Consider the following 20,531-nt stretch of genomic DNA (forward strand, 5'->3'; position numbering starts at 1 on the left):
CATACGCTGTGGCACCACATATGCGTGATATACACGAGTGTAAAGATTATTGGGAAAACTTGCGATCGAGAGTTATCGAACGCAAGTAATTTCGATAAAATAAGAGTGCACTCATTCAATTGTTGAACTTATAACTTCGGAGCGCCATGCCTAGAATTGTCAGTGTTAGTAGCCTCAAAGGTGGCGTGGGTAAGACCTCCATTGTGTTAGGTCTTGCATCAGCAGCGTTGCACGGTGGGCTCAAAACCCTTGTCATAGATCTCGATCCCCATGGGGACGCTAGTACCGGACTTGCCGCGGAAGGCGGGTGCCCGGACATTGCCTCTATCCTGCTTACCCATGACACCGATGCGCTCACCCGCCTTGTGAGCCCGTCAGCTTGGAATAGCCTGGTGGGTACACCTACGCTACTCACGAGCACTCCTATAGAGGGCGGCGAAATTCATGTAGCTCGTGGTTCGGCACGTTCGGCTCTTCTCGATACGAAAGAGCCCGCGCCCTTCATTGAACGGTTGCAGAACCTTATCGAAAATACTGGGAGCACATACGACCTAGTCCTCATCGACTGCCCACCGTTTTTAGGGACCCTTACAGCAACTGGATGGGGTGCAAGCCAGCGAGTGCTTTCGATTGCGGAGCCTTCACTTTTCTCTGTGGCGGGTACTGAGCGTACCCTCCGTGCGATTGTTAGGTTCCAGAAGGACGAGAATAGTTCTGTTGAGGCTGCTGCCGTTGTCGTGAATAAATTACGTGCCGACGATCCCGAGCACAGCTATCGGTATGAAGAATTGAAGGCACTCTTCGGGCAGCTTGTTGCTGAGCCTACGTTCAACGAGGAAGCTGTTATTCAACGTGCTCTTGGGGCAGCACATCCGATTCACTTCTGGCCCGACGAAGAAGCTGTGGAGCCCTCCATACGATTTACACGTCTGCTTGCCGGACTCATGGCAGCACTGTAGAACCTAAGTAATTGGTTGCCTGCCTGCACCCCGGAATAAAATCTGGGGTGCAGCGTTGTATTGTTCGTATTAAGACTCAAGTAATTTTTATTGCAGGTGAGGGACTATGAGTATCAAAGAGCTCGAAATTATTGATGGCGTAGCACAGTACGACCTTATCGTCATCGGTTCGGGATCGGGGAACACCCTGATAGGACCGGAATGGGATACCAAAAAAGTAGCGCTTATAGACGGCGGTACTTTTGGCGGAACATGCCTGAACGTTGGGTGCATCCCCACGAAAATGTTTGTGTACCCGGCAACTACTGCGCAGAAAGCACGTGAGCTCAATAAGTTAGGCATTGAGGCTGAAATTACTGCAATTAACTGGGCACAGATACGCGATCGTATTTTCCCTCAGCGCATCGATAAAATTTCTGCTGGTGGGCGTGACTGGCGCGCTGGTCTACCTAATGTGGATTACTACCCCGAATACGCTCATTTTGTTGATGCTCACACAGTGCAGACAGAGTCCGGGCAGAAACTTTACGGTCGCCAGGTTGTAATTGCTGCGGGTTCGCGGGCGGTTCTTCCGGCGGTTCCCGGTATTGACTTACCACAGGTTCATACAAACGACACGATTATGCGTTTGGAGGAGCTCCCTAAACGTCTTGTAGTGCTTGGTGGCGGGGTTGTCGCTGCTGAGTTCTCACACGTATTCTCTGCTTTGGGGGCACAGGTCTATCAGATGGTCCGTTCTAACCGTATTCTCCGTGAGGTAGATGTAGAAGTTGTAGACAGGTTCGTAGAAGCAGCATCTCACCAGTGGAACATTCTCCTGGAACGCTCTCTTGTCGAAATCCGCGAGAATGGCGATGGAACCGTTACCGTTGTGGTTGAACACAATGGTGAGGTAGAGGAGATTGTTGCGGATATTGTACTTGCCGCAACTGGTCGCCGCTCCAATAGCGATACTCTTAAAGCATCCAGTTTCTTTGACGTCGATAGCCGCGGGTTTATTGGAACTGATAAATACCAGCGCGTACTGTATAACGGTTCTCCCGTACCTGGAGTATTCGCGCTAGGTGATGTCTCCTCGCCATTCCAACTCAAGCATGTGGCGAACCATGAGGCACGGACCGTTCAACATAACCTCAGCCACTCCGATAGCTTCGTTGCCAGCGATCATCGTTTTGTCCCTGCTGCGGTTTTCAGTAATCCGCAGATAGCAACTGTGGGACTCTCAGAAGAGAACGCCCGGAAGCTGGGAGAGCGTGAGGGCTTCGAAGTTACGGTGAAGAGCCAGAACTACGGCGATACCGCTTATGGATGGGCTATGGAAGATTCCGTGGGATTGGCGAAACTTATTGCCCGCAAAGACACGGGACAGCTCTTAGGCGCTCACCTTGTAGGGGAAGAAGCCTCAGTGTTGATCCAGCCGCTTATTCAAGCCATGAGCTTCGGGTTAGGCGTGAAAGACATGGCCCGTGGTCAGTATTGGATTCACCCTGCTCTGACTGAAGTTATAGAAAATGCTCTTCTTGGGCTAGATGTAGATAACTAGTTTTCATATATAAAGCTGTGGGGCCCCTCCCCAACCTTGGTGAGAACCCCACAGCTTTTAGCCTCTTTTCGCATTCAAGAGCTACGATTCTTCCGAAGAGATTCGTGGAGCTTTTTGTTGTTCTGAATCTCCGTGCACGTGCTCTTTACCATCAGGGTATGTACGCTCTTTATCTGAAGGTGTGGCTCGGACTGGCTGATGCTGAGATAACTTTTCCGCCGCTTGCCCTTTAAACTCTTCAAGACGTTCAGTCGCTTCAACCTTCAGATCATGAAGTTTTTCTGTCTTCTCTGTTTTGAACTCTTGGAGCCTATCAGAAGCTTGCTCGGCGTAGCTTTGCAGACGTTCGAGTTTATTATTAGCGCTTTCCGAAACACGGCTATAGATGTCATCCACATAAGCAGAAAAATCCTGCAGAATCTTAGCCCGTTTGAGCTTTTGAGAAGGTGTTAAATAGCCGTCCGCCTCCGTCAAATCCTTACCCATAATGCGGAATTCGCGAATAGCTTCTGCACGAGATACCAGTTGATTAGCCTCATCAATAATGCGCTGGATCGCGGCGCGCACGGCAGGATGCACGGCGGCCTCTGGCATAGAAAGGGAACGCGGAAGCCCCAAATGCTCAAGCTGATCGGGGAGAGTATCGGGATCGAGAGTAACCAAAGCCGCAATAAAGGGTTTCTGGTCTCCCACGAGCATAGCCTGAGATACCAAGGGAGAAGTTCGTAGATGGTTCTCCGCAGTGCCCGGAATAACATTCTTGCCCCCGGCCGTCACGATGATTTCTTTTTTGCGCCCCACAATTTTGAGGAGCCCTTGATCATCGAAACGGGCTAGATCACCGCTCTTGAACCATCCATCGTCAGTGAAAGACTGGGCATTTTCAGCGGGATTTTTGTAGTATTCCTTCATCACGCCGATTCCACGCAGTTCAAGCTCGCCATCTTCGGCAAGACGGCCTTGAGAACCTGGCAGGAGCGGACCAATAGCCCCGATCTGAAAATTGCTGATGCGCCCGGCAGCAATCGGCGCACATGTTTCCGTGAGACCATAACCCTCAACCACTCGGACTCCTACCGCATGGTAGAAATGATTCAACCGTGGGGAGAGAGGCCCGCCTCCGCAGACTGCGTAACGTAATTTACCACCCATAGCGGCACGCAATTTTGTGTAAACTAGCTTATCGTAGAGTGCATATTGTGCCGCCAACTTGAGGGGGAGTCGTCCAGAAACTTTAGCCTCAGACCAAGCGATGGCGACCTTAACCGCTCGCTTAAAAAGATTTTCGTTTATGGTTCCGCCACGAGCCGCCTTAGCCAATGCTCCCTCATAAATCTTTTCAAAGACACGCGGTACCACCAGCAACATGGTGGGCTTAAAACTATCCAGGTCAGCCGCAAGATTCTTGATGGTAGGGGAGTGCCCAACAACAACCCCGGAATCCAAAGCAAGAACCTGAATAAACCTTGCCAGAACATGCGCTAAAGGTAAGAAAATAAGGGAAGAACTACGCGGATTAGCGATCTCCGGCTCCGCGATGCGCGTGTTAAGACTCAAATTAAGAAAGTTTCCGTGCGTGAGCGCACATCCTTTAGGCTTACCTGTTGTTCCAGACGTGTAGACGATGGTTGCAAGCGAATCGGCATGGGCATGTGTGCGTGCCGCTTCAAGTTCGGCATCGGAGACGTCTAAACCTGCTCTGATGAGCATATCCAAATCCCCATTTTCAATGACCCAACGATTTTTAATATTGAGCGGGTGAAATTTATGCGCCTTATCAGTAATCTGAACCAGTTTATCGTTCTCCACAAAAATTGCTTGTGCCTCAGAATGCGATAAGGCCCAGGCAACTTGTGCGGGTGCGTTCGTCTCGTAGATAGGTACCGATATGGCTCCGGCATACCAGATAGCAAAATCTATTAAAGCCCACTCAAAGCGGGTGCGGCTCATAATACCTATGCGATCACCAGGTTTAACGCCATGCGCAATGAGTCCCTTGGCTACAGAAACCACCATGTCATGAAACTGATGTGCGTGAATGTCCTGCCAATTGCCAGGCGACATCTGCCACCGATACAGCACTGGATTTGAGGTGTCGGAGGCATGGCGTTCCACAATACTGGTGAGATTCAACGCTGGATCTACCATAGCTTCTGCGGGTACGGAGACAATTTGCATACAAGGCCTTTCAACGCTGTAGCTTGGATTATGCTTCACAGTCAACGACAAAATCTTGTATCACGGATAAGACAAGTTCCGCGTCGTAGTCTAGAGTCGGCACATGGTAACTGTGAGTCAACCATTTAAAGTTTACCGGTGCTGAGCAGTGTTCTAGAAAATAGCGGTGCGAACTATCTGAGACAACATGATCATGAAGGGAACGCAGATAAAGCACCGGAGCTCGTAGCAAGGGTATCAGCTCACGAGTCTCTCGGCCCAAAAGGTGAAGCTGCCGTACAGAAACGGTAGGAGTTCGCGGATATGCACCTTCATCAACTCCAGGACGGGCAATGTCAGATCCCACAGATTTGAGCGAAGGAAATATAGGGGCAACTCGGTGTGCCACTTTCATCATGGGGTTTACATCCACAAAATAGGGGTTAATGAGCACCATGCCTAGAACATCATGCCGAGCCGCTAAATTGGCAGCAATGCACCCGCCCATAGAAATACCGATTACGATAACCCGATAGCCTGCATTGAGGAGTTTCCAATATCCTTCTTCGACACCGTCAACCCACTCTTTATACTCGGTCGCCACCATGTCTCGCCAGTGTGTGCCATGCCCAGCAAGACGAGGCATCTCAACAGGGTAGCCGAGCTTAATAAAGTGATCTGCTATAGGTCGCATACTGTGCGGGGATCCTGTGAAGCCATGAATGATGAGAATGCCAACATCACCCTCATAGAGTTCACGGTCAGCCGGATGGGAAATAGGATCGTGGTTGAACTCCGACTCTAAAGAGCTTTGCGCACGCATTATTGAGGGCTGGATGGCAAGCTCACGACGCTGACGTGCCTGACGGCGGATGCGGCGAAACGGTTCACCTGCATTCTCGAAAATACTCATGGCATCCTTTCAACAGTACACTCTCACTTTGAGACTTGGAACCGTTCAAGAGTTGAAATAGGTTCGTGGTCAATTATTACCTACAGCTCTGGGATAACACCGTCTGAGCTACGCTAAGAGCGCGAAAACGATAATATTCACAGATAACTATCAGACAAAAGTCACCTCGGCGTCGGGAAAGAGGGGATTTCGGCACGGTACTGCTAAAACCGTTACAATCTAATCACGTAGAGGTTTCGCATTGTTGCCGTCCTCTCGTGATATGTGCTCGCTAACCACATCCGTCATATACGGGTACGCGTGCCTATCCCGCATTTATTGTTTTATGACGGAAGAGCTATGACCCTCGCCTACAGCACCCTCAAATTTCTTAGTACGCCCATTCTGCATAGTCTCTATCGGCATGAGATTATCGGGCTTGAGAACATACCCCAGGGACCGGTCATTATTGCAAGTAACCACCTAGCATTTTGCGATTCAGTTTTTATACCTCTTGCGCTCGATCGCCCTATTAATTTCTTGGCGAAAAGTGATTACTTCACAACATCCGGTGTCAAAGGTCGCGCTATGGCTAAATTTTTTACAAGCATGGGTCAGCTTCCGATGGATCGTTCCGGTGGGGTCAAAAGTCAAGAATCTCTTGCCAGAGGCCTTCGGGTGCTAGAATCAGGCGGCATACTGGGGATCTATCCCGAAGGCACCCGCAGTCCTGACGGGCGTGGCTACCGTCCCAAAGTTGGAGTAGCAAGGTTAGCCCTTGAATCTGGAGTTTCTGTTGTACCAGTAGGGCAGATTGGTACGGACCTGGTGCAGCCGCTGGGAACAAACAGGCCGCACCTGCGCAATCGCGGACAAAAGATAACGATTCGTACAATTTTTGGAAAGCCGCTAGATTTCTCCAGCAGAAGTCACGAAGCGCATCTTTTCTCCGTACAGCGTGAGATTGCGGATCGTGTAGGTGTAGCTATTCGTGAGCTTAGCGGGCAAGAATATGTTGATGTGTACGCGGATGCGGTGAAAAAACTCATGGCGTCCGACAGCTTAACCGCCGAACAGGCTGTAAACCGTCTGTGTGCAGAGTGCCCATAAACTTATCTAAGACTGCGCCATATGCTCAGATACGGCATTTTAGGAAGGTACAATAATCTTTATCCTTTGATGCCGCGTCAGCGTGCTGAACCATACAGAAATTCTGGAGTACACACCCATGAGCAACGCGAACCATAACCACCAGCTTGGCGCAGATTACGGGTTGGATACCTGGCGGAATCTGCATATAGATCAGCAGCCTACATGGGCAAATCACGCTGATTTTGACGCAACTGTTGCCGAGCTGAGCTCTCTGCCCCCGTTAGTTTTTGCTGGTGAGGTAGATTCTATGCGCGAACAGCTGGCGGAAGTAGCCGAAGGACGTGCGTTCTTGCTACAGGGTGGTGACTGTGCCGAAACTTTTGAAGGTGCCACAGCCTACAAAATCTCTGGTCGCATCAAAACTCTTCTCCAGATGGCGGCGGTTCTTACCTACGGCGCTTCGATGCCTGTGGTGAAGATGGGTCGTATGGCTGGCCAGTTCTCAAAGCCACGTTCCTCGGATACGGAAACACGTGGCGATGTTACTTTGCCTTCCTTCCGGGGCGAAACCGTCAACGGTTTTGAGTTCACGCCTGAAGCTCGTGAGCATGATCCTAAACGTATGCTGCGCGGCTACCACACCAGTTCCGCCACCCTTAACCTTGTGCGTGCTTTTACAAAAGGTGGCTTTGCAGATCTACGCGCGGTACATCAATGGAACCGCGGGTTTACTTCAAACCCAGCGCATGAGCGATACGAACAAACAGCTGATGAAATCGGCCGCGCCCTCAAATTCATGGAAGCCTGTGGGGTTGATTTTGATGCGCTCAAAACTACCGATATGTATGTGGGGCATGAGGCTTTAGTCCTTGACTATGAAAGGTCCCTCACCCGTATCGATTCACGAACCGACTTGCCCTATGACACCTCAGCCCATTTCTTGTGGATTGGTGAGCGAACTCGTGGGATTGATGATGCGCACGTGGATTTCCTCTCTAAAGTGCGTAACCCCATCGGTGTAAAACTCGGTCCCACAACCACCGCTGAAGATGCACTGGCCCTTATCGATAAACTTGACCCGAATCGTGAACCCGGTCGCCTCACTTTTATTACCCGTATGGGGGCTAAGAATATTCGAGAGAAGTTGCCTCCTATCGTCGCAGGGGTACAAGCTGCTGGTGCACAGGTTATCTGGGTAACCGATCCTATGCACGGTAATACAATTTCCGTTCCTTCTGGCTATAAGACCCGCCGTTTTGACGATGTACTGGATGAAGTTCGCGGTTTCTTCGAGGTACATGATGCTCTCGGCTCATTCCCTGGCGGTATTCACGTTGAGATGACCGGGGATGACGTTACTGAATGCCTAGGTGGCTCAGACGCTATTGATGAAGAAGCCCTAGCTGATCGTTATGAATCTCTTTGCGATCCCCGGCTGAATCACTCGCAGTCGCTTGAAATCGCGTTCTTGGTATCCGAGTATCTCAGGAACCGATAAGCAATGTAGTTTTAGCTTTATGCTGAAGGTCGCATAGAACTTTACAGAGTTTCTATGCGACCTTCGCATATGGGATTACTCTATAATCCGCCGAAAAGCCTGGAAAAATCTTGCCACCAGGCGGCCTGCAGTACTGATGTGGCGAGCATCCAGCCCGTAAAACCAGCCGCCATAAAGAGAACGACCACCACTAATGCGGCGAGGCTCCACGCTGTAGCTGAAGGTGGCTCGGCAAGAGACTCGGTAGGGAATCGAGGATCAAGAATGTGCCGACGTTCGCGCTCCTGCGTTTGAGAAATCCAGCTTTGTTCAGAGTCTAGAGAGGAATTTTGCTCCTGGTTTGCTTGGACAGGAACACTTGAATTCCGGCGATCATATATTTGTTGCGGATCTGCATAGGCAGAGAACGATTCATCATCCAGCTGCTCTTTGGACATAGACTTTTCTTGCTGAGGAACGTGCTGAGTGGAAGGTGATTCTGATCGTGGTACTGGCGATGGCTCCGGTTGTAGCGCGTTATGGAGATTCGCTGGTGCACTAGGGGTTGAAGATGGGGGAGATATTAGGCTCTCGTCGGGACCATGTGGTTCTGGACCAATACCGATATGCCCTTGTTCATGGACAGCAGGGGAGAGAGGGACACCGAAATCGTCAATTACCGAATTCTCTGCATCTACGTCGAGAATCAAATCTACCGCGCTGCCGTACGCGCTAATAGGAGTATCACGCACCATTTGCGCCATGCCGCTGCGCTCAGCAATATCACCCACCTCATCCCAAAGCGCAAGCTCGGAAGGCTCAAGATGCGGGGAACGCCATGCACGATCTTTAGGATTCATCCGCTGGGCTATCTCGGATAAAGCAGTGAAAAGTTCCGTGGCGTCCTCGGGGCGTGCATCCGCTTGTTTACGTGTGCACCACCTGATAATCCCCGCTATATCGGGGTCGATTCCCGGAGCTACTTCCGTAATTGGAGGCATCTCAATGTTGGCGTTGTGGTAGAGAACCTGTTGATCGTTGTGTAAACCGGTAAACGGTAAACGACCGGAGAAAATACGGTACATCATAACGCCCAGCGCAAAAATATCCGCTGGAGCACCAACACGTCCTTGCGGGTCTAAAATTTCAGGCGCCACATAGGCGGGGGTACCCATAAGAACCCCAGAGTCATATTGGTCATTGCGGCGCGTAAGACCAAAATCTGCTAACTTAATGCGCCGCTGAGTATCTAAAAGAATATTCCCCGGCTTCATATCGAGGTGAACATACCGATGCGCATGCACCTCTGAAAGCCCCTCAACAACGGGAAGCAAAATTTCAAGACCTTCCCCCATAGACAGCGCTTGGCGAGAGCGAAGGAGCTGGCTGAGCGTACACCCATAAACGTACTCCAAAGCGATATACATAATGCGTTGCCCCTGAAGATACTCAGTACCTGAAGACAACACACCTACTGTGTGACCCCCGCCAATTTTACGCAGAGAGCTTTCCTCACGATGGAATTTTTGCCTGTTCTCCGCTTGTTCGGCAAGTTCGGGCGTAAGCACTTTAATAGCTACGGGATTATTCGACCACAAGTCAGAAGCGTAATAGACTTCACTCATGCCTCCGCGGGCTATCATTCGTCCCATGAGGTAGTGCTTTTCGAGCACTTGACCAGTTAACCGCAGCGGCTGCTTATAATTCGTCTGGGGAGCAGGACCGGGCACAGAGGAACCGGAATTAGGCTGTGGAGTATGACTCATAGTGATAAAAATTTTAGGCGATGCATTTGAATGATGCGACCCTATTCGTCATGTCGGAACCTAACCCTCAGCAGATTTTCAGGAAAGGTGTATACCTATGATTTAGTCGTAGGCTAGATGAGCACGCTACTTGCAACACACCAGCTTGCGGCACGGAATAAGTGGTAATTGATTAGGCTCTCTGGCACTCTTAAAGGGTGACTAACGAAAATATTGCTCAGACCTTTGCCCTTGTAGGCGAGTGGGTCACTATTCCAGAGATCGCTGAGATCCTCGATCTGAAGATCACTCGCATACATAACCTTCTTTCTGACGGGTCTTTGATAGCCTTGCGCGATCCCGAAACCAACGTGCGTAAAGTCCCCGCACTCTTTTTGAACGGGAACCGCGTCTTGGAATCTTTAAAGGGAACTCTAGTCGTACTCAAAGACTCAGGGTTCAGCGATGAAGAAGCAATCGTCTGGCTATACACGGATGATGACTCTCTTCCTGGGCGCCCTATTGATGCTTTGAAAGACGGACGCAAGACAGAGATCCGCCGTCGCGCACAGGCGCTTGCCTGGTAAAACAAAACTAAGAAGAGTTTTTATCAAGATCGAGTTCCAACGGTACCCGAAAAATATATAGTTATGCGGCGCATCTAACAGCTTGGACGCGCCGCATCACCATTCTCTCTAAGCTTTACGGTGCAGCGCCTTAGCCGCTATCGCGCTGAGCGCGCAGCGTATCGGCTCGGATACCGGCAGCGCATGAAGAGCAGTATCTACAGCTTCTGACTTCTGAGCGATAAGCTCTTCGACATGCTCTAGAGCCCCAGAGCCTATCATAAGCTCTCGGATTTTAGAGATTTGCTGGTTCGTGAGTTCCGGGTTCCCTAAGGCACCTTCAAGCATCCTGCGGTCTTCAGCAGAGATATTTTGTGCTGTTAGCGCTATGAGAACGGTGCGTTTTCCCTCACGAATATCATCTCCGGCGGGTTTGCCTGTGGCGCTAGGTTCTCCAAAGACACCAAGTTCATCATCACGAAGCTGAAATCCTTCTCCCAGCGGAAGTCCGAAAGCACGATATTTCCCAAGAATCGGGTGGTCTTGATGCGCGATTCCGGTGAGTGCTAAAGCCCCTCCTAAGACGAGTGGGTGCTCACAGGAGTACTTTGCGGATTTGTATTGAATAACACGGTGAGCACGAGCGAGGGCGTTCTCAGGAGTCTCTGCTGGAATAACTTCGGAAAGCACATCAAGGTATTGGCCAGCCATAACTTCGGTACGCATAGTATCGAAGATATTTCGCGCTTCGGTGCCGGATAAAGCACCTTCTCCGATGGATGAGAACATCTGTTCCGACCACGAAAGGCACAGATCACCCGCGATGATTCCACCGGTTAGTCCGTAGTTGAAAGTATCGCCCACCCATGAGTTCTGGATGTGCTGCGTTTCAAACTTTTTATGTACTGAGGGCTTTCCGCGGCGTGTATCAGAGCGATCGATAATATCGTCGTGAATAAGAGCCGCTGATTGAAAGAGCTCAAGGGCAGCCCCTGCTCGAATAATAGGGGTAGGAGCCGATCCTTCGAGTATGGAGTCTCCTCCAGCACCTCGCCATCCCCAATAGCCCAGAAGAGCCCGGAGACGTTTCCCCCCGGAAGAGAGCGACTCGATAGCTTCAAGAAGGGGCAGTGCATCGTGAGATATAGCGGTCAGCAGAGTGCGTTGTTGTGCGAAAAATTCTGACATAGTAGCTTCGACTGCGCGTAGGTAAGCTTCTTGCTCAGACTTAACGCCGTCGCTGAGATTTTCAGGTTTCGGCTGTTCTGCCATGTTTGTGTTCCTTAGGGGAGTGCGCGCGAATACTCCTCTAGAGTAAAGCACCGGTCGATATTTGCGAATATTATAACCTTCCTAAGGTCAGAGGTTTCTATAATATAGAATACAAGTACTAATTATAGAATATATATGCTATTATATTGTGAATTGGGAAGGAGGGGTATGAACCAGCAGCAGGGGCGCGTTGTTATGCATCTTGATATGGACGCTTTTTTCGTTAATGTGGAGCTTCTGGAGAGCCCCGAATTACAGGGTGCACCTATCATCGTTGCTCCACAAGGGCCTCGCGCCGTGGTGTGTTCTTCCTCGTATGAGGCTCGCATATATGGAGTTCGTTCTGGTATGCCCCTTTCACGAGCTCTTTCTCTATGTCCTGCTGCTGTGGTCATGCCTCTTCGCGGTAACTATAGGTATTATTCGCAGGCTGTTATGGATATTTTGCGTACAGAAAGCCCGTTGGTAGAACAGGTAAGCGTGGACGAAGCTTTTGTGGATCTCACGGGTGCAGTTATCCATGGAACGAGTCCTGTAGATATCGCTCAGCGTGTGCGTTCACGAATTGCGGAGGAACTTCATCTACCAAGCTCGGCAGGGATTTCCGTCAATAAACTTATTGCCAAGATGGCTTCGACCGGTAGTAAACCTAACGGGCTATGGGTGGTTCCTCCCGCAAAAGTCCGTGAGTTTTTAGATCCACTTCCTGTCTCAAAGCTCTGGGGTGTAGGGTCTAAAAGTGCTGCAGCCCTCGGTAAATACGGTATTACAACAATTGCTGGTTTACGCGAACTCGACATAAGCTGGCTGCGTGCACGGTTCGGACGAGCTGCTGGAGAACACCTTTGGGCTACATCTCGTGGGCTCGATAGCCGTGATGTTGTGCCCTATCGTGAAGAGAAAAGTATAGGCGCTGAGCACACATTCGGGACTGATACTACGTCGGGGTATGAGATTACAGATGCTTTGCGCTCGCTTTCGTTTAAAGTGGGTATACGTTTGCGCCGTGCACGTAAGCTGGCAGGTTCTCTCAGCCTCAAAATTCGGTATGAAGGATTTGAGACTCATACGAAATCTGTGCCGTTGTCAGTTTCTTGCGATTCAGGTATGGAAATTTATCGGGCATCTCATGCTGCACTGCGCGGGATGGGGCTTTTGGCCTTTTCTGCTGAGCAGTCTCAGGAGTATGCGACACGCGCTATTCGCCTCATTGGTGTTCGCGCCGAAAAACTTGAACGTAGTGAGCTCGGAGTGCAGTATCCACTCTTCGACGATGCAATACTGTTAGATTTAGAGGCAGGTTCTAAACATCTTGAAGATACTGTGGGTGATGATAGATTCAGGCCTGGTGCTTGGAATGGAATCCGCAATGCTCCTGACTGGAGCGCAGTGGAACATACTCTCGATAGTATCCGTCAGAAGTTTACTGATGCAGCTGTTTCTAGTGCTTCTGATCTTTCATATATTCACAAGAGCAGCCCAGAAAAACAGAAAACTTCTTAGGGGAGCGCTCTGGAGTATAGGGGAGTAAAAAGTGGAGGGAATCGAAGGATTTGGGGTAGAAAAATCTGTCCTGAGGTGAATCTTCCCATAAAGAGTGTAAACAAGACCATATTTGGTTAGAGAAGAAAATTTTCACGCGAGCGAGCGGTAGGTATCTTAAAAAAGGATTGCGGGGTAGTATAAAAGCAACGGAGTGTTGTAGGTTTAGGATAGACGAATAAGCACTCATGTCACCGGTTCGTTCAAGGAGAATGAAATGGCACTTTCTGAGCGTGAACAGAAGGTTCTCGACCAGCTCGAAGAACTGATGAGCGCTGAGGATCCACATTTTGCGTCATCAATGTCATCAACGGGTAATACAGCTCCCGTATTTAGTGCCCGACACATGGCTCTCGGCATTTTAGGCGTGTTAGCTGGGTTGGGTATTATTATCGGTGCCGTTGCCTCAAAGATGATATGGCTGGGCATTATTGGATTTATTATTGCTGCCGGTGGTGTTTATTTGGCGACAACAAGTAAGAAGACTCCGGTGGATTCGTTCTTAGGAGACAAGGCGCAGGGAGCAACCCAAGCTCGCCAGGAAGGTGCGGGTTCTTCTGAAAAATCTACAAAGCAGTCGAAGTTCATGTCTCGCCTCGAAGAGCGTTGGGACGATCGTAACCGTGGTGAAAACTAACTTTTGATGATTTAAATTTTACTAATAAGTTTAAAGAAACGTCCGAGAGGGCGAGTGGTTTTTGATAAACCACTCGCCCTCTTTGGCGCTTAAAACTAAGGAAAAGCTGTGTTCTTTCTGAGAAAAATCCTCATGAGGTAGGAATAGTGGAGCAAAATGGAGTAAAGTGGAGGGGAAGATAGTTTCAGGGGTAGACATGCCTAATTGGAGTCGCGGGTATTCCGCTTGTCAGGAAAGGGGTGCCGCATGTTTCTTGGAACATATACACCCCGCCTGGACACCAAGGGGCGCATCATCCTGCCAGCGAAATTTCGCGATGAGCTATCAGCTGGTCTCGTGCTAACACGCGGTCAGGAACGCTGCCTATACGTGTTTCCTGTCGCCGAGTTTGAGCGTATCCACGAAACAATGCGAAGCTCTCCGCTTCCTGGGCGGCAAGCACGTGACTTTATGCGCATGTTCCTTTCGGGAGCTTCTGATGAGGTGCCTGATAAGCAGGGACGTGTAACGATCCCGCCTGTGCTGCGTGAGTATGCAGGTCTGTCGCAAGAGCTGACTGTGATTGGTTCAGGAAGCCGTGCGGAAATCTGGGACTCCAAAGCATGGGAAGAATATATGGCACAGACAGAAGCAGAATTTGCGTCGTTGGACGAAGATCCTTTCGCCCCGATTCTGTAATGACTATGTCACCACACAGTTTTGTTGCCCCAAACGTAACCTGTGATCCGCTGTGAACGACCGCTAGAGCTATGGGAAGGAGCATCATGATCGCCGAGTCTCACTCACTTACCGGCGTGGTTACCCCAACGCACGATGTTTCGACATCCCCCAATGCTGTATCTGGCGACCCTGGATATCGGGAAGGGCTTTTGGGGCAGCTTTCACAACGACAGGCACAGGAACGCCATGTTCCAGTTATGCTCGATCGTTGCCTGGAGCTGTTGGAACCCGCTATTTCGCGCCAGGATGCGGTTGTCATTGACGGGACTTTGGGCATGGGGGGCCATACAGAAGCAATGCTTGAAAGGTTCTCCAACCTAACGGTTATCGGCATAGACCGTGATGCACAGGCGCATGCTATTGCTGCCGAACGTCTGGCACGTTTTGGAAATCGCTTCGTGCCTGTGCACACCGTATATGACCATATAGAAGATGCGATGTCTGCGGCGGGAGTCACCTCTGTAGATGGCGTTCTTCTGGATCTAGGCGTGTCTTCGATGCAGCTGGACGAGCGTTCCCGTGGGTTCGCGTATTCCTATGATGCACCTTTGGACATGCGCATGAACGGTGATGATGAGCTAACTGCCCGCATCGTTGTCAATGAGTACAGCGAGAATCAGCTGCGTCGCATCATCAAAAACTGGGGTGAAGAGAAATTTGCTGCCCGTATTGCCCAGCATATTGTGGAACAGCGAAAGCACGCACCCTTCACCACGACTGGGGAACTGGTAGCTGTCATTCAGACGGCTGTACCCGCTGCAGCACAGCGCAAAGGCGGTCATCCGGCTAAGAGAACTTTCCAGGCTTTGCGTATCGAGGTTAATCATGAGCTAGAAGCTCTTGAACGGGCGGTTCCAGCGGCTTTGGATGCTCTGAGACTCGGCGGTCGTTTTGTCGCTATGAGCTATCACAGCCTTGAAGACAAAATCGTCAAATGTGCTTTGACCGAGGCTGCTACGTCGAAGGCCCCTAAAGGCTTTCCCGTGGAGCTTGACGAACATCAGCCGACGATAAGAGTTATCACCCGCGGTGCAGAGCCGCCTACAGAGGCTGAAATCGCCGAAAACCCGCGTGCAGCAAGCGCTAAACTGCGTGCCGGAGAAAAAATCAAAGTATCCAGCTGAATCTCTAAGACAGCTTAATTTAACTCTCCCGGCACATCTACCTAATTGGCATAACAACAGATACAGACTTGAAAGAGCAGGATATGACCCCTCCGCAACACTCTCCGAGCGTTACCACTCCCGAAGCGCCGACTGTAACCGGCGTAGAGGAGACGCCCCGCACTGCCAATCGGCGCAGGGGAACTCGGAACGCTAATTTGCGTATTATCCCTGAGCATAAACCTGCTCAAAAACACCCAACGCGCCGGGGTGTACCGGGGCGGAATAAACCTGCGTCAAATGTGAAAAGCCGTGTTTCTCAAATCCAGGTTCCACGTACTTCTGTAACTTCTGATACGCACGCTCGAATTGCTCATCGTGCGCAGAACCGGTTGTCGGAACATGTAACCGCATACGCTGGTCCGCGCACTGGCGGTGCTCAGCATCCGCGTACTATCGGATACCCGGCGAAATCTGCATACCCAGCTCGTTCGATTGCGGCTAAGAGCTCACGAGTAAAAGCTCAGGCTCGGGAGACTCGTCGTGTACCGCTTGCCCTGTCACTGGTACGTCCGCGAAGCTGGAGTCCTGTGGCGTTGGTGGGTGTATTTGTTGCTATCCCGTTGACCTTGGTCTTTATCTTGATGCTCAATATCTTGATCGCAACCCGTCAATACGACCTTGTGGACTTGCGTACCCAAGAGCAAACACTGACCCAAGAGAACCAAGCCCTGCAACAAGAAATTGGGTACCAACAGGCCCCGCAAAACTTGGCGAACCGTGCAAGCTCACTGGGTATGCATGCGACGGATATTCCGGCAACTTTGGATATCAACAGCGGGCAGATTAACGGCACGGCTACTCCTGTAGCGAAGCCTAAAGATGATGCCCCGGGCGCTCGCAACCTCGTGGATGCCCCCGCCGTTCCCAGTCAGGGGAGCCGCGCTTCGACATCTGCAACACCGAGTGCAGCACCGTCTGCATCGGCAGATAAACAGCAGCCGGCTTCGAGTGCGTCTGCTTCATCGTCAGCGTCTGCAAAACCCTCGGCATCCACTAACCCTTCAGCATCTCAACGATAGTATATTGGTGGAGACTGGAACGAACTGTTTAAGAGTTTGAAAGGACACCTTTGAGCTTTCATGAGAATGCGCCCGTGCCGCCCGAGCCTCAACAGCTTGGGCGTCGCGGGTTTGTAGTGGGTGCTTTGGCCACTGGCGGCTTGGCAGCCGTGGGTGCACGGCTTCTCTATCTACAGGGGTTTGATCCACAGCATACTGCCGAGAAATCGCGTGAGAAACGCATGCGCTCTCAGATTGTTCCAGCGGTTCGAGGTCAGATTCTCGATATTAACGGAGTGGTGCTTGCTCGAAGCGTGCAGCGGTACAACATCATTGCGGATCAGACTATTGTTGCTTCGTATAAGCGCTACGATAATGACCGCGATACTAAGAGTGAAATCACTCCAGAACAGTTGGTGTATGAGCTAACCGACATTCTGCATACCGTTGACCCTACGATTACAGACGAGTTTATCAAGTCTAAGCTTGACGGAGACTCAAAATATGCCGTCGTGAAATCAAATGTCACCCCTGAGATATTTCGCCGTATTGATGCTCTAGGAGCCCCGTTCCTTTATGGGGAAGCCATCTCTGAGCGCCTGTACCCAAACGGACCCGTGGGCGGCTCTGTTGTGGGCCGTTACCGCATTGTTGATGAGGCAACCGGTAACGAGAACGAGACGATCAAGAAGAATTTATCTGTAGGTATTGAGCGCGTCTTTGAAAAAGATCTTGCGGGCGTGGACGGTCAGCGTACCTACGAAATTAGTGCCGATGGTGTGCGTATTCCTGTTACTAAAGAAGAGGCGACCGATGTAGAAAATGGGAAGAACGTACGTTTGACCATTAACCAGGACATCCAGTATTTCGCGCAGCAGATTGTCAAAGCGCGTGTGGACGAGCTCAAAGCGGAATGGGGCACCGTTATCGTTATGGATGTGCGGGATGCCTCGATTTTGGCAATGGCCGATTCTACGATGATGGATCCCGGCGCCGAGAAAGTTAAGAACGAGCAGGATACAAGCCCACGCGCTATTTCCCAGGTTGTTGAGCCTGGCTCAACTGAGAAGATTCTGACTGCATCAGCTTTGATCGAAAGCGGCATTACGACCCCTACCTCGGCGTATGATGTTCCGGAACGTTTGGTGATCAACGGGCAAACATTCACGGACGCCTTTGACCACCCCGCACAGCGCCGAACTTTTTCCGGTATTATCACCGATTCAATGAATACCGGAACGGTACTTGTCGGGAAGAAACTCCCTAAGGAAGACCGCTATAACTGGCTCAAAAAATACGGTATGGGGGATTATACGGGTATTGAGCTGACTGGCGAACAGCAGGGGTTAGTATCTGATTGGCATGAGTGGGACGGTCGTCAGGAATACACAGTTTTCTTCGGGCAGGGTATTGCCCAGACCCCTCTACAAACCGCCATGATTTTTCAGGCACTCGGTAATAACGGTGTGAAACTTAAACCGCGCATCGTTGACGCTTTGATTGATGCCGATGGTACGGTGCATAAACGCGATGTGGAACCCGGCACCAGGATGGTGAGCGAAAAAACTGCTGAACAATGTCGAGAACTAATGGAGAATGTTGTACTTCAAAGCCATGCGAAAACAGCCTCGGTCGAAGGGTACCGAGTCGGCGGTAAGACGGGTACAGCTGAAGCTCCCAGCGATAAAGGCGGATATGACGGATACACCACATCCTTTATAGGGCTTGCGCCTATAGACAACCCGCAGTTTCTCGTAAGCGTTACTCTGCAGCGCCCTCAGGGCGATGTGCGTAGTGTGGGAGCAACAAGCCAGTTCTCACAGATTATGGAGAAAGTACTGCACACGTATAACGTGCCTAAATCCACCACAGACCCAGTAAAAATTCCTATTTTTGCGGATGGAAAATCTAACGGGTAAGTCACATGCGGTCACCCGACTGTGCAGAACTTATTACAATAGGAACGTACCTTGGCGTTGATCGAGGACGATAACAATAAAAATCTCGGCGGCAAGAAATGCGTATGACCGTCAGGAAAGAAGGATAATGGACAGCGAAACGCGCTTGGCTCAAGACGCTCGTCGCACCCCGCACTTGGGCGGCGATGCGCAGAGTCTGCGACCTCAGAATTCACGAGGGAGCACGGTTACTGAGCTCGTGGAGCATCTAGAGACCTTAGGCGCGCATCCTGTTCTAGAACATCAAGGCTCTGAAGAAGATGTGCGAGGGATCAGCATGGATTCTCGCGCGGTTCGTCCTGCAGACCTATATGTTGCTCTTCCAGGCGCGAAAGCTCATGGTGCACAATTCGCGCAAAAAGCACTAGAGGCCCAGGCTCACGCTATCCTCACGGATACTGCAGGCGCTCGGATGATTCGGGAGGCAAATCTTTCTTTAGATGGGTGCTCCCTGCTGGTCTGTGACTCTTTACGTCCTGTTATAGGATCACTCGCCGCTTTGATCTATGGGTCACAAGATTACAAGGGTCTGAATCGCTACGCTGTCACAGGAACCAATGGAAAAACGACGACTACTTACATGCTGGAGTCGGTATTCCGAACTGCTCTCAAGGCTAAGACCGGTCTTATCGGTACTATCCAAATTCTCGTTGATGGTGTGAGCGTTCCTTCAGCTCTAACCACCCCAGAGTCTGTTCACGTTCATTCGCTCCTTGCGATTATGGGGGAGCGCGGTGTGTCTCATGCAGCAATGGAAGTTTCCTCGCATGCTATCGACTATCACCGTGTGGATGGTGTAGTTTATAAGGTTTCTGGGTTTACAAACCTCACCCAGGATCATTTAGATTTGCACGGCACCATGCAGAATTATTTTGATTCTAAAGCACAGCTTTTTACGCCCGAGCGGACTGAGCGCGCTGTCATCACTGCCGATGACGAGTGGGGCGAGAAGATGCTTCGCCACGCCCAGATTCAGCTGGGTACCGGTAATGTTGTTCGGCTTGTTACTGAGCACGGCGCGGGTCTAGCCGAGGTCCCGGCTGAGTTCGGTTCGCTCGATTGGGCGGTAACCAACGTTGAACGTGATGGTTTAGGGCATCGTTTTACGTTGGCTAACGGCGCGGGAGACACTATTCCCTGTTGTACCCATCTTCCGGCAGATTTCAATGTCTCAAACGCCGCGCTCGCCGCGCTGATGGTATATATTGGTGCTTCTGAGGAAGAACGCATTATCCTACGACCTGCCCTAGCTGATGGCACGGCACTAACCCCTATAGTGCCCGGGCGTATGCAGCTGATTTCTCTGGCACCGCATACTATTGTCGATTTTGCCCACAACCCTGACGGGCTCACTCGGGCGCTTGAAGCCATGGACCGACCAGGTGGTGGGCGAGTCATTATTGTTTTCGGGGCAACAGGCGAACGCGATCATCTCAAACGTCCCCTAATGGGAGAAATTGCTGCGCAGCACGCCGATATTGTGATTGTGACCGATGACGATCCGCACGGTGAAGATCCCGCCCCAATTCGCGAGGCTGTTGTTGCCGGGGCTGAACGAGCGATTGCCGGAGGTGCGCGGGCATCCCAAATCCTTAATCTTGCTCCACGAGAAGTAGCGATTGCGCGGGCAATTGAGTTCGCAGATGCGAGAGATGCTATTCTTATCGCCGGTCGTGGACATGAAACGGCGCAGGATGTTGCCGGTACCGATGTGCAACTTGACGACCGCGTGGAGACCGCGAAAGCGCTTGTCTCCAACGACTTCGAAATTCTTCCGGATTATCGACGCATGCTTGAAGAAGCATAA

The 20,531-nt window shown here is 50.9% G+C and carries 16 protein-coding genes; 12 read left to right on the forward strand and 4 right to left on the reverse strand.

Annotated elements, in window-relative coordinates; genetic code table 11:
* The first annotated feature begins 146 nt into the window (after positions 1 to 146).
* Both HMPREF2804_RS05495 and HMPREF2804_RS05500 read left to right on the forward strand, forming a co-directional pair.
* Positions 147 to 959 carry a ParA family protein gene (locus tag HMPREF2804_RS05495; RefSeq protein ID WP_048751981.1) on the forward strand — a complete coding sequence of 271 codons (813 nt, stop codon included), beginning with the start codon at positions 147 to 149 and terminating at the stop codon, positions 957 to 959.
* A gap of 106 nt (positions 960 to 1,065) precedes the next feature.
* Positions 1,066 to 2,502: a mycothione reductase gene (locus HMPREF2804_RS05500; RefSeq protein ID WP_048751980.1), complete on the forward strand. Its 1,437-nt coding sequence runs from the start codon at positions 1,066 to 1,068 to the stop codon at positions 2,500 to 2,502.
* A gap of 81 nt (positions 2,503 to 2,583) precedes the next feature.
* Here the strand turns inward: HMPREF2804_RS05500 and HMPREF2804_RS05505 are convergent, their stop codons facing one another.
* Complete coding sequence (locus HMPREF2804_RS05505; RefSeq protein ID WP_239664739.1) at positions 2,584 to 4,680, reverse strand: AMP-dependent synthetase/ligase; 2,097 nt, start codon at positions 4,678 to 4,680, stop codon at positions 2,584 to 2,586.
* 28 nt (positions 4,681 to 4,708) lie between these two features.
* Positions 4,709 to 5,572, reverse strand: a complete 864-nt coding sequence (locus HMPREF2804_RS05510; RefSeq protein WP_048751979.1) for an alpha/beta hydrolase — start codon at positions 5,570 to 5,572, stop codon at positions 4,709 to 4,711.
* Positions 5,573 to 5,911: 339 nt separating this feature from the next.
* On the opposite strand from HMPREF2804_RS05510, the gene HMPREF2804_RS05515 reads away from it, so the two are divergent.
* Positions 5,912 to 6,661, forward strand: a complete 750-nt coding sequence (locus HMPREF2804_RS05515) for a lysophospholipid acyltransferase family protein (RefSeq protein ID WP_070627651.1) — start codon at positions 5,912 to 5,914, stop codon at positions 6,659 to 6,661.
* A gap of 118 nt (positions 6,662 to 6,779) precedes the next feature.
* Positions 6,780 to 8,141 carry a class II 3-deoxy-7-phosphoheptulonate synthase gene (locus HMPREF2804_RS05520; protein WP_013398830.1) on the forward strand — a complete coding sequence of 454 codons (1,362 nt, stop codon included), beginning with the start codon at positions 6,780 to 6,782 and terminating at the stop codon, positions 8,139 to 8,141.
* Positions 8,142 to 8,221: 80 nt separating this feature from the next.
* Here HMPREF2804_RS05520 and HMPREF2804_RS05525 read toward each other — a convergent pair whose 3' ends face one another.
* A complete protein-coding gene (locus tag HMPREF2804_RS05525) occupies positions 8,222 to 9,886 on the reverse strand; it encodes a serine/threonine protein kinase (protein WP_070627653.1) in 1,665 nt (554 codons plus the stop codon).
* 197 nt (positions 9,887 to 10,083) lie between these two features.
* On the opposite strand from HMPREF2804_RS05525, the gene HMPREF2804_RS05530 reads away from it, so the two are divergent.
* Positions 10,084 to 10,452 carry an Rv2175c family DNA-binding protein gene (locus tag HMPREF2804_RS05530; protein WP_004004377.1) on the forward strand — a complete coding sequence of 123 codons (369 nt, stop codon included), beginning with the start codon at positions 10,084 to 10,086 and terminating at the stop codon, positions 10,450 to 10,452.
* A 108-nt stretch (positions 10,453 to 10,560) separates the two neighbouring features.
* Here HMPREF2804_RS05530 and HMPREF2804_RS05535 read toward each other — a convergent pair whose 3' ends face one another.
* Positions 10,561 to 11,703 carry a polyprenyl synthetase family protein gene (locus tag HMPREF2804_RS05535; RefSeq protein WP_070627655.1) on the reverse strand — a complete coding sequence of 381 codons (1,143 nt, stop codon included), beginning with the start codon at positions 11,701 to 11,703 and terminating at the stop codon, positions 10,561 to 10,563.
* A gap of 168 nt (positions 11,704 to 11,871) precedes the next feature.
* Here HMPREF2804_RS05535 and dinB point away from each other — a divergent pair, with 168 nt between their 5' ends.
* The 7 genes from dinB to HMPREF2804_RS05570 all read left to right on the forward strand — a co-directional run bounded on the left by dinB (position 11,872) and on the right by HMPREF2804_RS05570 (position 20,531).
* Complete coding sequence (dinB, locus tag HMPREF2804_RS05540; protein ID WP_048751976.1) at positions 11,872 to 13,206, forward strand: DNA polymerase IV; 1,335 nt, start codon at positions 11,872 to 11,874, stop codon at positions 13,204 to 13,206.
* A gap of 256 nt (positions 13,207 to 13,462) precedes the next feature.
* A complete protein-coding gene (locus tag HMPREF2804_RS05545) occupies positions 13,463 to 13,882 on the forward strand; it encodes a DUF3040 domain-containing protein (protein WP_004004380.1) in 420 nt (139 codons plus the stop codon).
* A 246-nt stretch (positions 13,883 to 14,128) separates the two neighbouring features.
* Positions 14,129 to 14,560, forward strand: a complete 432-nt coding sequence (gene mraZ, locus HMPREF2804_RS05550) for a division/cell wall cluster transcriptional repressor MraZ (RefSeq protein WP_004004381.1) — start codon at positions 14,129 to 14,131, stop codon at positions 14,558 to 14,560.
* Between the two features lie 86 nt (positions 14,561 to 14,646).
* Positions 14,647 to 15,726 carry a 16S rRNA (cytosine(1402)-N(4))-methyltransferase RsmH gene (rsmH, locus tag HMPREF2804_RS05555; RefSeq protein ID WP_256388193.1) on the forward strand — a complete coding sequence of 360 codons (1,080 nt, stop codon included), beginning with the start codon at positions 14,647 to 14,649 and terminating at the stop codon, positions 15,724 to 15,726.
* An 83-nt stretch (positions 15,727 to 15,809) separates the two neighbouring features.
* Positions 15,810 to 16,787, forward strand: a complete 978-nt coding sequence (locus HMPREF2804_RS05560) for a cell division protein FtsL (protein ID WP_135007633.1) — start codon at positions 15,810 to 15,812, stop codon at positions 16,785 to 16,787.
* Positions 16,788 to 16,837: 50 nt separating this feature from the next.
* Positions 16,838 to 18,685, forward strand: a complete 1,848-nt coding sequence (locus HMPREF2804_RS05565) for a peptidoglycan D,D-transpeptidase FtsI family protein (RefSeq protein ID WP_070627657.1) — start codon at positions 16,838 to 16,840, stop codon at positions 18,683 to 18,685.
* Positions 18,686 to 18,812: 127 nt separating this feature from the next.
* Positions 18,813 to 20,531 (forward strand): Mur ligase family protein, encoded by a 1,719-nt coding sequence (locus HMPREF2804_RS05570; RefSeq protein ID WP_070627660.1) that lies wholly within the window; start codon positions 18,813 to 18,815, stop codon positions 20,529 to 20,531.

Origin of the sequence: Rothia sp. HMSC065G12 (genome assembly GCF_001811455.1) — a bacterium.
GTDB classification, from domain to species: Bacteria; Actinomycetota; Actinomycetes; order Actinomycetales; family Micrococcaceae; genus Rothia; species Rothia dentocariosa.